Consider the following 15,012-nt stretch of genomic DNA (forward strand, 5'->3'; position numbering starts at 1 on the left):
TGCTCTCATGCTTGTCATGTCTGCTTGCAATCAATCAGGCTCATCTCAGTCTGGAGAATCAAAGTGGGATCAGATTCAAAAGAAAGGGAAAATCGTGGTCGCTACTTCAGGCACCTTGTATCCTACGTCTTACCATGATACATCGAACGGCAAGGATCAATTGACTGGCTATGAAGTGGAAGTCGTCAAAGAAGCATTTAAGCGCCTTGACGTAAAAGTAGAATTTAAAGAAATGGGTTATGATGGTATGCTCAGTGCCATTAATTCAGGTCAGGTGGATGCCGCTGCAAACGATATCGACATCACAGATGACAGGAAAGATAAGTTCGCCTTTTCAACACCTTATAAATACTCATATGGAACCGCTATCGTCAGAAAAGATGATCTGTCAGGTATTAAAACGCTAAAGGATTTAAAAGGAAAGAAAGCAGCAGGTGCTGCAACGACCATTTATATGGATGTTGCCCGTAAGTATGGTGCAAAAGAAGTCATTTATGATAATGCTACAAACGAGCAATATTTAAAGGATGTCGCAAACGGCCGTACAGATGTCATTTTAAATGACTACTACTTGCAAACACTGGCGCTTGCTGCATTCCCTAAGCTAAATATTACGATCCATCCAGACTTAAAATACATGCCGAATGAACAAGGGTTTGTGATGAAAAAAGACAATACAGAGCTTCAAAAAGAATTAAATCGTGTATTAAAAGAGATGAAAAAAGACGGAACCATGAAAAAGATTTCGGAGAAATTCTTTAATCATGCTGACGTCTCAAAGAAAATTGATGTTGATGTCGAAGATGTCGACATTTCTAAATAAGGAGCCGCAGCCGTGGGAGATATTCATTTAGAATATATCTTTAATCCTGCACTGGCAAAAGCGTCATTTCCGTTTGTGATGAAAGGCATCTGGCTGACGCTGCTCATTTCTTTTGTGAGCATGTTTTTTGGTACGATTCTTGGCTTTTTTATTGCCCTTGCTAGAATGGCAAATACATGGTTCCTTCGGCTGCCTGCACGGCTGTATATTTCATTCATGCGAGGGGTTCCCATTCTGGTCATTTTGTTTATCCTTTATTTCGGATTCCCTTACATCGGCATTGAATTTACAGCTGTCACTGCTGCTATTATTGGATTCAGCTTCAATAGTGCTGCATACATTGCCGAAATTAACCGGGCGGCCCTCTCCTCTGTTCCAAGTGGTCAAGTGGAAGCCGCCAAATCACTTGGTCTCAGCTATTGGCAAACGATGCGCGGAGTCATTTTGCCTCAATCCGTGCGCATTGCACTACCGCCCCTGACCAACGTCATGCTTGATTTAATCAAAGCTTCCTCACTAGCGGCAATGATTACTGTGCCCGAACTCTTCCAGCAAGCAAAAATTGTGGGCGGAAGAGAATTCGATTATATGACCATGTATATATTGGTTGCCTTGATTTACTGGGGCATATGCAGTGTGGTCTCATTGCTCCAAGACTTTTTGGAAAAACGCTATGCAAAATATCTATAACAACAAAAAACAGATCCATGGGATCTGCTCAGATTGTTAACAAAGGGCTAAAATGAACTTGATTTTAGCCCTTTGTTTTCTTTTCAGCGTGATAGAAAACCTTTGCAGTCTAGGAAGGACGAGTACTGGCACGGAGCGAATTTGACATTCGTGAGCACCAGCACGCAGGACTGACAAAGAATGCGAGGGTTTGTCTATGCGCTGAGATCCATGGGATCTGCTTTTTAATGTATCAGCCATAACCACACATACAACCCCAATAACGTGATGATCAGAGTCGGTATGGTTAGAATGATTCCAGCTTTCATGTATGCCCCCCAAGAAATATGCACACCTTTTTTCTTCAAGACATGAAGCCACAGCAATGTCGCCAATGAACCGATTGGGGTCATTTTCGGGCCAAGGTTTGAGCCGATGACGTTGGCATAAATCAGTGCATCTCTCATCACACCTGCTGTATCTGTGTGACCGATGGCAATCGCATCAATTAAAACGGTTGGGAGATTGTTCATGACAGAAGATAGCACTGCTGCCAGGACCCCCATAAACATCGTTCCCGCAAGTAAACCGTGTGACGCCCCCTGTTCAATCCACGCCGCTAAAATTTCTGTCAGGCCGACATTTTTCAGCCCATACACCACGACATACATGCCGATAGAGAAAAACACAATCGACCAAGGTGCTTCTTTGACGACTCGTTTTGTCGCCACTTGTGGACTCCGTTTCGCCAGCCATAAGAAAGCAATGGCAATGCCGCCTACAATGATTGACACCGGAATGCCTGCCAATTCCCCAGCAAAATATCCAACAAGCAAGCATCCTAACACATACCAAGATAACCGGAACATGCGCAGATCACGAATGGCCGAAGCTGGTTCCTTCGCCTGCGAAACATCGTACGTTTTCGGGATGAGTTTCCGATAAAACACATACAGCACAAGCATACTAGCGCCAAGCGATACAAGGTTTGGGACGAACATGTTTGCTGTATATTCAAGAAAGCCAATATGAAAATAATCGGCTGATACGATATTGACCAAGTTACTAATGACAAATGGCAGAGACGTCGTATCTGCAATAAAGCCGCTTGCCATGACAAATGGCAGGATCATACGCTCATCCAGCTTCAGCGCTCTGACCACAGATAAAACGATCGGGGTTAAGATAAGTGCCGCTCCATCATTGGCAAAAAAAGCTGCTACCACAGCGCCGAGCAATGTTAAATAAATAAACATGCGGACCCCGTTCCCTCTTGCGGCTTTTGCCATATGAAGTGCCGCCCATTCAAAAAAACCAATTTCATCTAAAATCAATGAAATGATGATAATTCCAATAAATGCAAAGGTGGCGTTCCAGACAATTTGGGTAACTTCCCATACATCGCCCAAATGAACGACCCCAAAAGCAAGAGCAAGAATCGCTCCCCCGCACGCTGACCATCCAATGGTTAAACGTCCTGGCTGCCAAATGACAAGGACGAGGGTCATGATGAAAATCAAAATGGCCAAGGTGACTGATCCCAAAGGTGGCCCTCCTTTCACTTTCCTCATAAAATCTTTATCTATCATACAACGAAATAAGGCAATTGTATGCCATTTTATGATCTCGCATAAAAATCCGCAGGTCATCCTTTGCACCTGCGGAGTCCACGCCTATTGATCTTTTTTCATCAGCATCAATTCAATAAATAACTCACATCGCTGGCTAAAATGACTTAAATCAATAGACGTCATTTCAAAAATTTGTTTCATTCGATAGTTTAGTGTATTTTGATGAATAAACAACTGCTCTGCAGCTGGTTTTAGCTTGCAATTATTCAATAAGTAGACCTCTAAGGTTTTTAAAAATGATGTTTGGCTGTCACGGTCTTTTTCCTTTAGGCGCAACAAATCTGGATTAAAGTCGTTTTTCTTTTTTTGGTGACTGTAAATCGAGTCTAAGAACCGGAAGACCCCCAAATGCTCGTAATCGTATGGAATCAATTCCTGTCCGCCGACAATCTTCACTGCTTTCACGACTTCTATCGCTTCAAATCGACTTGTGCTCATTTTCATGACATCTCGATATTCTCTTCCCATCCCAATATATAAAGGAGATGGGTGTGTATGCGTTTTCGATTGAAGATGGGCGACGACATCCGCAGCGGTCGCTTTTGGTGAGTGGCGATCTGACAAACTGCCTAATATCACGACGATGTCTGCTTGCACAGAGTAGACATGATTGACCTTGTCTTCTAGCTGTAAATAGGTTCTAATCACATCCTTCACATCTTCTGCCGTCTCACTTTTGTTATCGGCGGCATGAACAACCATCACAGTAAAGACAGCTGGCAGTGGAATGCTTAAATTCTCAGCTTCCCATTTTAGCTCTTCTTCTGTATAAAAATGATCATCCATGACCTTTTTGAAGAACTCTTCAATCTTGCCTTCCTTTTTCTCCAACTGTTTCTTATTTTTATAAATAACTTTTCCAACCTGAAACGATGCCTCATGTAAGAATTGCAGCTCCTCTTGAGAGAGAGAATCTTCAATGTCCTGCACCCAAATAAAGCCGACAACCTCTTGCTTGTGCTTGGCGCTCACAGCTACTCGTCGATTAAACCCGAGCTCCTCATGACCATTCACATAAAAAGGATTTGAATCTGTATATAGCTGCTCAATGACCCCTGTTTTGTTTAACCAATCCACCACAGCACCCGGACATTCCTTTGAGAAAATGGTTTGCTGATTGACTGGGTCGAACTGCTGGATGCTGTAAGAATTATAAGCAAGCAGCTGACATTCAGTACTTTCTAAAATGACTGGTTTCTTTAAATAACCACTAATAAATGCAATTAATTTATCGACATCAAAAAATGTATGAAGCTTTTCTAATATCTCTTCCATCCCGATTGCTCCCTGAATAAGTGATACATTTATCATACTTCTTTCCAGTCATATTTGTATAGAAACAAGTCGTAGACAGGTAAAAAAAGCATGAACTCGCCTGCACGAGTTCATGCTTTTCCATATTAAAACATTTCGCTGATCGTTTTGGCCTGCATGTGCAGAGCAAGATAATCTGGTCCGCCTGCTTTTGAATCAGTTCCTGACATTTTAAAGCCGCCAAATGGGTGGTATCCCACAATCGCTCCCGTACAGTTACGGTTAAAGTAAAGGTTCCCGACATGGAACTCCTGCTTCGCACGGTTGATGTGATCACGATTATTTGTAATGACCGCACCGGTTAGCCCATATTCTGTGTTGTTGGCTACTTCAAGCGCCTCATCAAAGCTTGAGACTTTTGAGAAAGCTAGGACAGGTCCAAAGATTTCTTCTTGCATTAAACGAGATGTTGGCTCTAGATCTGCAAACACGGTTGGATGAATGAAGTACCCTTCTGAATCATCACTTGTTCCGCCAGTGACTAGACGGCCTTCTTGCTTGCCAATCTCGATATATTCTGTGATCTTGTCAAAGGAAGCTTGATCAATGACAGGTCCCATGTACACATCAGCTGATAACGGATTCGCTGTTGTTTTCGTTTCTGTGATTTCCTTCACTCGCTCAACGACTTGGTCATACAGCTTCTCGTGGACGACAGCACGAGATCCAGCTGAACATTTCTGACCTGAAAAACCGAAGGCTGATGTGAAAATGGCGTTAGCCGCTAATTCAACATCTGCATCCTCATCTACAACGACTGTATCTTTACCGCCCATTTCAGCAATGACACGCTTTAAATGCTGTTGTCCTGGCTGTACTTTTGCCGCACGTTCAAAAATACGTGTGCCCACTTCTCTTGATCCAGTGAATGTAATAAGGCTTGTTTTCGGATGATCTACTAAGTAATCTCCTACTTCTGCTCCGCTACCTGGCACAAAGTTGACAACACCTTTCGGAAGACCTGCTTGCTCCAGTTCTTCTACAAAGCGGGCAGCAATGACAGGCGTCGCACTTGCTGGTTTTAAAACAACTGTATTCCCAGTGACGATTGGCGCTACTGTTGTTCCTGCCATGATCGCAAACAAGAAGTTCCATGGTGGAATGACAAGCGTCACGCCAGTTGGTGTGTACACATATTGATTGCGTTCCCCTTCGCGGCTGTTCACCGGTTTGCCTTTCGCAAGCTCTAGCATTTGACGGGCATAATACTCTAGGAAGTCAATGGCTTCTGCTGTATCTGCATCCGCTTCATTCCAAGGCTTCCCTGCTTCTTTTACGAGAAGGGCTGAATACTCATGCTTTTTACGGCGAATGCTTGCCGCAGCGCGGAATAAGACGCCTGCTCTTTCTTCTGGAGACGTGTAGCGCCATGTTTCAAACGCTTTTGCCGCAGCTTGAATCGCTTGCTCTGCCTCTTCTTTCCCAGCTTTTGATACGGTACCCACGACTTCTTCCTTCTTCGCCGGATTGATCGAGATAATCTTGTCTGTTGTTTCGATTCTTTCTCCATTAATCACAAGCGGATAGGTTTGCCCAAGTGATTCTGTTACTTTGGCTAATGCTTGTTCAAACGCTTGGCGATTTTCTTCCTGGCTAAAATCCGTGAATGGTTCATGCTTGTAAGGTGTTGTCATCTTTGTCACGCTCCCGTTTCAAATTATTTTCTCGTCATCCCTTTTAAAGCAAATGCAATGTTTGCCGGTCGTTCTGCAAGGCGTCTCATGTAGTAGCCATACCACTCTCGTCCATACGGGGTGTAGACCCTCATTTGATAGCCTTCCTTCACGAGTGCTTGCTGCGTTTCTGATCTCATGCCATACAGCATTTGAAATTCGAACTGATCTCTCTGTATATTGTGTTTTTTCACAATATGTTTCGTAAATTCGATCATTTGATCGTCATGTGTCGCAATGGCTGTATAGTTCCCTGAGAGTAATTGCTTTTCGATCAGCTTCTTGTAATTCTGATCGACGTCTTTTTTGTTTGGATACGCCACTTCGGCAGATTCCTTATAGGCACCCTTTACAAGTCTTAAAAATGGCTGCAACTCATTTAGGTCATCAAGATCTTGTTCTGTTCTGTACAAATACGCCTGCAAAACCGTACTGACATACTCATATTGAGATTTCATTTCTTTAAAAATGTCCAGCGTTTTTTGACAGCGCTGTTCATCCTCCATATCAATTGTCACCATAATACGGTGTTTCTCTGCCGTATCTAAAATGCTTTTCATATTGCGATACACAAGGTCATCGTCAATATCTAAGCCAAGCGATGTCATTTTAAGTGACACGTGGGAATTGAGTCCCGCCTCTGCAATTCGCTGAATGGTTTGAATACACTCATTCGTCCGCTCATTTGCAATCTCTGCCTTTGTGACAAACTCACCGAGGTGATCGACCGTTACGGCCATACCTTGATCGTTTAATCGTTTGATGACAGGGATAGCGCTCTCAAAATCCTTCCCACCGATGATTTTCTTTGATGCAACAGCACTTCCCCAATTACGAGCAATATGGTTCAAGAGACTGCTCTTTGACAAAAACAAGAAGAAATTTCTTGTGACCGACTCCATAAAGGGCACCTCCCACTCTTTGTAAGCTATGTCTTTATTGTAAGGCTCATGAGCTGTCCGCTACAATATTTGAAGATGACAAAAATTCTGACTTTTTTTGTGGTTTTATCACAATAAGAGATAAAAAAGAGCCTGCCGCTAACCGGCTGGCTCTTTCATGCTTACGCCCACACCTCATCAAGGGTAGACTGCAACAGCTTATTTAATTCTTGCATCAGATTATCTTTCGGCTGATTGTAGCTTTTCACCAATTCATCAAAACGCGCCAGCTCTTGATCAATAAATGGATGGACATGAGCGAGACGGTTCTCTACATCCATTTCTTCTCCGTCCATTTTACGTTTGAGCAGTTCGTGAATTTCTGTTAACAGCGGGCCTTCCTCCACTAGCTCCTTGAGTAATTCATGAAAGTCCATTGGTGGAACTGTTCGATAACGTTCAATCCACTGACAGGCAAGCAGCGGACGAAGCACATAGAAATACTTCTTGATTCGCACCTGCTCTCCTCGTAAATGCCGGCTCTCATTCCGCTTCGCCATATTGAGGTAATGATACATCAAAGCCGCAGGGTAAAACGCTCGATCCTTTAATTCTCTTAGCTGCTTGGCTAGAGAGAAGGATTCAGCATAAATGATGTCAGAAGACAGCCATTCCATAATGGATGGATTCGATTTATTGAATAAACGCAACGCCTTTCGCAGCTCCCAGCCGCTTATATCAAGCATGTCATCAATTGGCCGTTCAATGACATCACGATGCTCTTCCATCGCCCAATACCATTCTTTCCGGGGAACGTATAAAAAGCGAACATCATAATCACTGTCAGTTGAAGGAAATCCCCATGCCCTGCTGCCCGATTCAACGGCGAGACAAATCTTGATGTCATACGTTTTTTCAATGATTTTCAGCTCTTCCTTAATTCTCTCTCTCAAGTGTCCATCAACTCTTTCTATAGAATTCTGCATGACTTCTTCACCTTTTGGGAAAATACGAATAAGACATATATGAAAAAGGAGTTGGATCTGATGTCTATATCTCGCATTATGAAATGGATCACTGGGATTTTTGAAGCTTGCCTTGCTATCCCTGTGATCGGAGGTCTATTCGTTATCAGCAATGGCTATTCACCGCTCATGGTCATGCTTATTCTGCATATTATCACACTCGTCTTATCGAAGCGAGACCAGGGACCAATGATCGGAAGTATCATTGGAATTGTCACATCCTGCCTTGCATGGATTCCGATTCTCGGATTCATCCTTCACATCATTACAGCCCTTGCCCTGATCGTTACAGCATTAGTACCTGATGAAAAAACAAGACAGAACACCAGTTATTAAGCTGATCGCTCCAATAGCTGAAAAAAGACAAAGAGCTAAAATGAATGTCATTTTAGCTCTTTGTCATGCTCTTATGTTGATAGAAGCAAATGCTTTTGTAAAAAGGACAGCTTCTCTGTTTGAAAAGCAGGAATAAACTCGTGCCCAAAATATCGGTACACTTTCAGCTCTTTATCTGTTTCTAAATGATTGTATGCCGCAAACACGGTGGATGGCGGTGTCACTTGATCAATCAGACCGATCGCCATCAATGTTGGCTGTTTCACCCAGCCGGCTAAATTGATTAAATCAAAGTAACTTAATGTCTCAAATCCCTTTTCTTCAGCTTCAGGATCACTGTTTCTGCGAAAGTATGAATTGATTTCTAAATAAGGCTGCTCCAAGGCAACATCAACCGCACGCTCAAAATTTGATAAGTAAGGATAGTCTGCCACAACGACTTTTGGAATGTCTGAAAGGGCTGCTGCCGCAATCGCTAACGCACCCCCCTGACTTCCACCGATCACGCCGATACGGTGTTCATCTACTTCGGGGAAAGACTGAATGACTTCGAGTGCACGAACAGCATCTAGATAAACGCCTCGATAATAGTACGTATCCTTCGATAAAATGCCTTTTGTCATCCACCCTAATGCATGCCCGCCTGGCGTCACTGATGTGTCTTCACTGCCACCTTGACCACGGACAAGCATTCCAAACGTCGCATAGCCATGCAGCGCCCAGTTGACGATGTCGTGAATGCCGCCGTCATAGCTGGCATTATAGCCATGAAAACGAACGAGCGCTGGATGCGGACCAGTTTGATCAGGCACAGCATAAAAGCCTTCAATTTTAGAATGTCCAAAGCTTTGATACGTCAGGCGGTACACCTTGACGCCTTTCACTGGATACTCATAAGATTCAAGTGTTGGCTCTGCCTCCACTTGGTGCAGTTCTTCGAGCGATTTCTTCCAAAAGTCTGAGAAATCAGGACGTGCTGTTTTCTTTGGTTTATATTTCTTTAGCTCTTCTAGTGATAAATCGAACAATTGCATATCATACTATTCCCCTTTGTTTTATTAGTTATGAGTATCATACCACTCATTTCTTGATTGAGAAAGTCATTTAACAAAACCTTCTGACATTTCTATTGGCAAAGATGGCGGAAAGCTTTATGATAAAGAAACTGGCTTGAAGACTAGATGCTTCAGGCAATATCACCCGAACCATTCATTGCATGAAACGAATAAAGGAGGCAGACCGACATGAACATCGCCCTGATTCAAATGGACGTACAAATAGGAGAACCTGATGTAAACTTTCAGAAAGCAGAAGAATGTTTAGAAGAAGCCATCCGCCAACAGCCTGATTTGATTATTCTACCTGAAATGTGGAATACCGGCTATGCGCTGGAACAAGCGGATGAGCTTGCCGATGCAGATGGCGAGCGAACAAAACAACTCTTCTCTTCCTTTGCCCGCAAGCACCAAGTGTATCTCATCGCAGGCAGTGTTTTAAATAAGAGGACAGAAGATGAAAACATCACCAATACAATGTATGTCTTTAACCGTCAAGGTGAGCTTTTGTTAGATTATGATAAAATTCATTTATTCCGCTTAATGGATGAGCATAACTATTTAACCGCTGGTGATCAGCTTGGTTTATTTGACTATGGTGAAGATGTCAAGATTGGTGCGATGATCTGCTATGATCTCCGCTTCCCTCAGCTTTCTAGGACGCTCGTGAACAAAGGGGCGAAGGTGCTTGTTAATACCGCTCAATGGCCGTCAGCAAGAGTGGACCATTGGCGCAGTCTGCTCATCGCAAGAGCCATTGAGAATCAGTCATTTGTGATTGCGGTGAACCGGACGGGCACAAGCAGAGACACTGAATTCCCTGGTCACTCCATGGTGATTGACCCGCTCGGACGCATTCTGCTTGAGACAAATGATGAAGAAGACATTTATTATGCAAACATTGATCTTCAGCTCGTAGATGAAGTGAGACAACAAATCCCCGTCATGACAGATCAGCGGCTGGATTTATATTAGAAAGCAGGGGGCTCCCCTGCTTTTTGCGTTTAATTAAACGTTTGTTTAAGCTTTTCCTTGATTCTGTTGAAGGTCCATGAAGGCTTGAGCGGCTTTCGTTAAATATCTTTCTTCCACATATGCAAATACAAGTGTGCGGGTTGGGCATGAATCAATGTGTAAATAAGTGACTGCTTTCCTTTCCTCTTGTGCCACCATTTTCGGCACCACCGTCACACCTAGCTCATTTTCAACCAATGCCTGAGCTGTTTGAATATGACTTGTTTCAAATGCAATCCTCGGCCGAAAGCCATGATGACGGCACAGTTCCATGACCACTTGCCGAAAGCCATATCCCTCTTTCAGCATAATAAATGGGGCGTTTTCCAGAAGGTGAAACGGGACAGACCCTTCTTGATCCGCTTGATTGATGATTTCATTGAGTTCATCCGTCAACCACGGTTGAGCCGTTTGCGGAATGGCGAGGAGAAGCGGCTCTGTCAGCATTTGTTTTGTTTTCAATGATTCATGCTCGACAGGCAGAGAAAGAATCGCAAGATCCAGTTTCCCAGCGAGTAAACGTCTTTCTAGCTCACGAGGCGATTCTTCTATCAAATGAACGTGAACGTGCGGATACGTTTGACAATAGGTTTTTAATAAACTTGGCAGGACATATCCCCCTGTGACAGCTGGCGCACCGATCTTCAGTTCTTTCCCTACCTCATAAGCAGCTTCCCCCATCTCACGTAACAAATCATCTCGTTCCTTCAAAATGGTCTCTGCTCTTTTGATCAATCGGTTTCCTTGAGGTGTAGGAGTGACTTGTCCATACTTCCGAATAAACAGAGGAGTATCTAATTCCTCCTCAAGTTTTTTAATTTGCTGACTTAATGAGGGCTGTGCAATGTGAAGTTTTTCCGCTGCTTTTGTAAAGCTTTGCTGCCGGTACACTTCCATGACATATTCCATCATTCGTATATCCACTTCTCTCACCTCATAGGTTTTAACTATTCATATCATATCTTTTATGTCTTAGACAAATCACGGGAAGAACCCTACGATAAAGAAACAACAAAAAGGGGGTAAAGGAATGAATCCATATTCAAAAGCCGAGAAACAATTCTCACAAAATGCAGAGAACTACCGAGATTCACCTATCTTTGCAGCTGGAAAAGAACTTGAATGGATGAAAACGGCGGCGAAGGCAAAGGGCGATGAGCATCTACTTGATATCGGCTGCGCGGCAGGTCATACCGTTTTTTCCTTTTCAGACGTCATCTCTAAAGGAATCGGGATTGATGTCACACACAAAATGATCGAGGTTGCTACAGCACTTGCGGATGAGCGCCAGCTGAACCACATTACGTTTGAGCAGGCATCCGCAGACGCATTGCCCTTTTCTGATGCATCATTTGATCTCGTCACATGCCGATTTGCTGCTCATCACTTCCCACATCTCCCGGCAGCCATGTCTGAAATCAGCCGAGTCTTAAAGAAAGGCGGCAAATTTCTACTTGTCGATCATTATGCACCTGAAAACCAAGCACAGGATGACTTTATTAATCATTTAAATAGACTGAGAGATCCATCCCATGTGCGAGAAAGCTCGTTATCAGAATGGAAAGAGCTTTTCGCTGACAACCATCTGACGAAAGAAGATATCCGTTACTGGGATCTGCATATTGATTATCAGGACTGGATTATACGAGGACGTACACCAGAAAATGTTCAAAAGGAAATCGTTGCCCACCTTCATGCTGCAGACGATGAAACGAAACAGCTGTTTCAACTGCAATTCGACGAACATCGTCAGCCAATATCCTTTTGCCTAAAAGCCGCACTACTTCAAGGGATCAAACATTAAACTGATCGAAAAAGTCTACCCTAGCCGGTAGACTTTTATATTATGAATATACATTTACACTATCTGATAGATATTACTTTTCATGTTTATGACAAGGAGTACTGATAATGTTTCTATTATAAGATAATTGCACTGAGGTAGGTTAGGCTTTTTCAAAAGTGTACGTAAATCCTCTGAATAAAAAAAGAACCTACCCTCTTTAGAATAAGTTCTTCACTGCATGCATCACTTACGGTGCAATATCTTCTAATACTTTCTCTCGCGTTTCGATCATTTTAAAAGCAAGAATTGCTCCCACTACAGTCACACTTGCAAAAAGAATAAAAATAGTTGAAACACCTCTCACCTCTAAAATAAAACCTATCATAATAGGAGCGATCGCTGAGGCCAGCCTAAGCCACGCTGTAGCAAATGCCGTACCAATTACCCTCATACGGGTTGGATAGATTTCAGGTGTATATAAATAGAGAAGAACTGTAATGGTCCCCATCATTCCGTAGGCAGCGGACCCTAAATAAATAACGCTTTCTGGAGAATTTGCTCCGCTGATCCATAAAGCCGTTAATAAAGCACCTGTTACGATAAATGCAATGGTTGCCCAGCGCTTCCGTCCTACTTTATCGATCAAAAATGCACAAGCGAATACCCCTATGGTCTGTAAAATATTTGTGAGAGAGGCTGCCCTTAATGAATCTCCAACTGGCAAATTGTAAACCGTATTATAAAGACTCGGTAACCAGTTATTTAATCCATTCGATACAAAGTAGGCAGAAAACCATAGTCCCCATACGATCAATGTTCTTTTACGATAAAAAGTAGAAAAGAGCTCTTTCCAGTCGCCTTTTTCAGTGCTGCTGGACACTTGCTTTGCAACAGGCATTCGTTTGTCCGTACTAGCTTCAATCTCTTCAATGATTCTTTCGGCTTCATCTAACCTGCCTTTTGAAATAAGCCATCTTGGAGATTCACGCAACATGAAAAAGAAGACAAAGACGATTAAACCGCCAATTCCACCAATCAAGAACATCCATTTCCACCCAAAACTAGGTACAACAAATGCACCAATTTGAGCTGAGATCATTAATCCTAATGGAAAAATCATCTCATAGAGCATAAAAAATCTCCCTCTGCCTTGGGCCCGGGACAACTCATTGATATATGAGGCCGCTACTGGCACTTCTCCTCCTACTCCAATCCCCTGTATAAAACGAAAAATAAAAAGGGCCATAAAGTTACCTGAAAATACACATGCGATACTCATAATAGACATGAGAAATACAGTCCACTTTGCACTAAATACACGGCCACGTCTTTCTGCTAACCATCCAAAGAAAATAGCACCAATCGCTTGTCCGATATAACCAGACCCAATAAGAAGACCAATTTGAGCAGGTGATAAATTCCACATGCCGATGAGAACTGGGAGAACAAACGCTAAAGATAGCGCATCAAAAGCATCAAAAAAGGTAGCAGATCCCATAATGATACGAGGTTTTAAATGCCATCTCGAAAAAGGTACACTTTCCATCCTAGTCAATAGTTGTGAAGCTCTATCAACAACTTGCTCATCATGAGAATTTGAATTTCCGCTGAGTTCTAACGTCATGATATCTCCTCCTTAATAGAGGAAATGATGCAAAAGTACATGCTGATGAGCACAAAAGAAATCGCTTACATTTTAAATGAAGAGACATTCTAAAGCGATCATATGAGTTTTCAGCATCTATCATTTCTTTTTTGGCGTTCCCGTGGTGCCACGATCTACATAGTACATCGGGAAGATATGTTCCATCTTCTCTAACTGTTCTCCTTCTAATAACTGCGTTAGTAAAGAAACCGCTTTTCTTCCCATTCCAACTAAATCAACATGAACAGAAGATAAAGAAGGGGTTAGAAAACTTGCAATGGGCACATCATCAGCACCAACGACAGACAAATCATGAGGTATTGACACATTTGCGATATCTGCCGCTTTCATGACCCCTATCGCCAAAAAATCTGAAGAGCAAACAACTCCAGTCATGTGCTGGTTTCCTTGGAGAAATTGAGAAACCACTTCTACTACTTTTCCCCCATCAAATTCATCTAACTCAAACACAAGCTCTTTGTTCATTGTTAATCCTAAACTTTTCAGTGTACGCTCATACCCCTTGTAATACCTCACACTATGCATCGAACTCATTGGACCATTGACCAGTCCAATGGTTCGATGACCTTTATCAAATAAGGACGTGACAGATTGGCACACACCTTCTTCATCATCAGGCCTGACACATGGAAATGGAGAATCCTCTAAGTAACTTCCGACAACGATAATGGGAATAGCTAAACTTTTTAACCAATCCATGCTCAATTCTTCATTTCTTGGAGAAAATAAAATGGCACCATCTACAGCCTGCGTTTCAAGTAATCGCTGCTGCTGTACAGATGTAAATGACATCAACATATTGAATTCAGTCTCATCTAATTCCTTCGCTATCCCATCTAAAATCGTCGAAAAAAATGGATTATTCAAAATATATGAACCACGCGGAACCACGACAGCAATATTGCCAGTCTTTCTTTTAACGAGCCCTCTAGCTCCTAAATTAGGACGATAGCCTAATTCATCAATCACTTGTTTAATTCTTTCAGCCGTTTGAGCACCTACTCCTGGTTTGCCACTTAATACTCGGGAAACAGAGGCGATAGATACTCCAGCTTTCAATGCGACATCTTTAATACTTACTGACACATTTCATACCTCCGGGAGTCTGTTGTTTTATACTCTATTATAACCTGACTCAC

General features: G+C 42.7%; 14 protein-coding genes. 5 read left to right on the plus strand and 9 right to left on the minus strand.

Annotation, left to right across the window (positions count from 1 at the left end; translation table 11 throughout):
- Window positions 1–7 precede the first annotated feature (7 nt).
- Together KVT11_RS16565 and KVT11_RS16570 are read left to right on the plus strand one after the other, a co-directional pair.
- On the plus strand, window positions 8–823 hold the full coding sequence (locus KVT11_RS16565) for a transporter substrate-binding domain-containing protein (RefSeq protein ID WP_370529221.1): 816 nt from the start codon (window positions 8–10) through the stop codon (window positions 821–823).
- A 12-nt stretch (window positions 824–835) separates the two neighbouring features.
- Window positions 836–1,513: an amino acid ABC transporter permease gene (locus KVT11_RS16570; protein WP_008347854.1), complete on the plus strand. Its 678-nt coding sequence runs from the start codon at window positions 836–838 to the stop codon at window positions 1,511–1,513.
- Window positions 1,514–1,737: 224 nt separating this feature from the next.
- On the opposite strand, the gene KVT11_RS16575 is transcribed toward KVT11_RS16570, so the two are convergent.
- The 5 genes from KVT11_RS16575 to KVT11_RS16595 all read right to left on the minus strand — a co-directional run bounded on the left by KVT11_RS16575 (window position 1,738) and on the right by KVT11_RS16595 (window position 7,977).
- Complete coding sequence (locus tag KVT11_RS16575; RefSeq protein WP_008342056.1) at window positions 1,738–3,036, minus strand: arsenic transporter; 1,299 nt, start codon at window positions 3,034–3,036, stop codon at window positions 1,738–1,740.
- A gap of 129 nt (window positions 3,037–3,165) precedes the next feature.
- Complete coding sequence (locus KVT11_RS16580) at window positions 3,166–4,398, minus strand: PucR family transcriptional regulator (RefSeq protein WP_116307390.1); 1,233 nt, start codon at window positions 4,396–4,398, stop codon at window positions 3,166–3,168.
- A gap of 125 nt (window positions 4,399–4,523) precedes the next feature.
- Entirely contained in the window at window positions 4,524–6,071 is a 1,548-nt protein-coding gene (gene pruA / locus KVT11_RS16585) for an L-glutamate gamma-semialdehyde dehydrogenase (RefSeq protein ID WP_035390504.1), read from the minus strand.
- Window positions 6,072–6,094: 23 nt separating this feature from the next.
- A complete protein-coding gene (locus KVT11_RS16590) occupies window positions 6,095–7,012 on the minus strand; it encodes a proline dehydrogenase family protein (RefSeq protein ID WP_017366585.1) in 918 nt (305 codons plus the stop codon).
- 161 nt (window positions 7,013–7,173) lie between these two features.
- Entirely contained in the window at window positions 7,174–7,977 is an 804-nt protein-coding gene (locus KVT11_RS16595; protein ID WP_082181628.1) for a nucleotidyltransferase domain-containing protein, read from the minus strand.
- Between the two features lie 60 nt (window positions 7,978–8,037).
- Between KVT11_RS16595 and KVT11_RS16600 the strand changes: the two genes are divergently transcribed.
- Window positions 8,038–8,352: a hypothetical protein gene (locus tag KVT11_RS16600; RefSeq protein WP_008342068.1), complete on the plus strand. Its 315-nt coding sequence runs from the start codon at window positions 8,038–8,040 to the stop codon at window positions 8,350–8,352.
- A gap of 71 nt (window positions 8,353–8,423) precedes the next feature.
- Here KVT11_RS16600 and KVT11_RS16605 read toward each other — a convergent pair whose 3' ends face one another.
- Complete coding sequence (locus KVT11_RS16605; RefSeq protein ID WP_046527177.1) at window positions 8,424–9,386, minus strand: acetylxylan esterase; 963 nt, start codon at window positions 9,384–9,386, stop codon at window positions 8,424–8,426.
- Window positions 9,387–9,596: 210 nt separating this feature from the next.
- Here KVT11_RS16605 and KVT11_RS16610 point away from each other — a divergent pair, with 210 nt between their 5' ends.
- On the plus strand, window positions 9,597–10,382 hold the full coding sequence (locus KVT11_RS16610; RefSeq protein WP_116307388.1) for a carbon-nitrogen family hydrolase: 786 nt from the start codon (window positions 9,597–9,599) through the stop codon (window positions 10,380–10,382).
- A 45-nt stretch (window positions 10,383–10,427) separates the two neighbouring features.
- Here KVT11_RS16610 and KVT11_RS16615 read toward each other — a convergent pair whose 3' ends face one another.
- Complete coding sequence (locus KVT11_RS16615; RefSeq protein WP_116307386.1) at window positions 10,428–11,333, minus strand: LysR family transcriptional regulator; 906 nt, start codon at window positions 11,331–11,333, stop codon at window positions 10,428–10,430.
- 118 nt (window positions 11,334–11,451) lie between these two features.
- Here KVT11_RS16615 and KVT11_RS16620 point away from each other — a divergent pair, with 118 nt between their 5' ends.
- On the plus strand, window positions 11,452–12,225 hold the full coding sequence (locus tag KVT11_RS16620; RefSeq protein ID WP_035390510.1) for a class I SAM-dependent methyltransferase: 774 nt from the start codon (window positions 11,452–11,454) through the stop codon (window positions 12,223–12,225).
- Between the two features lie 229 nt (window positions 12,226–12,454).
- Here KVT11_RS16620 and KVT11_RS16625 read toward each other — a convergent pair whose 3' ends face one another.
- Window positions 12,455–13,831 carry an MFS transporter gene (locus KVT11_RS16625; protein WP_060832061.1) on the minus strand — a complete coding sequence of 459 codons (1,377 nt, stop codon included), beginning with the start codon at window positions 13,829–13,831 and terminating at the stop codon, window positions 12,455–12,457.
- A 120-nt stretch (window positions 13,832–13,951) separates the two neighbouring features.
- Window positions 13,952–14,959, minus strand: a complete 1,008-nt coding sequence (locus KVT11_RS16630; protein WP_098680995.1) for a LacI family DNA-binding transcriptional regulator — start codon at window positions 14,957–14,959, stop codon at window positions 13,952–13,954.
- Window positions 14,960–15,012 lie beyond the last annotated feature (53 nt).

Source organism: Bacillus sp. GbtcB10 (genome assembly GCF_019091365.1).
In the GTDB taxonomy this organism is placed as follows: domain Bacteria; phylum Bacillota; class Bacilli; order Bacillales; family Bacillaceae; genus Bacillus; species Bacillus altitudinis.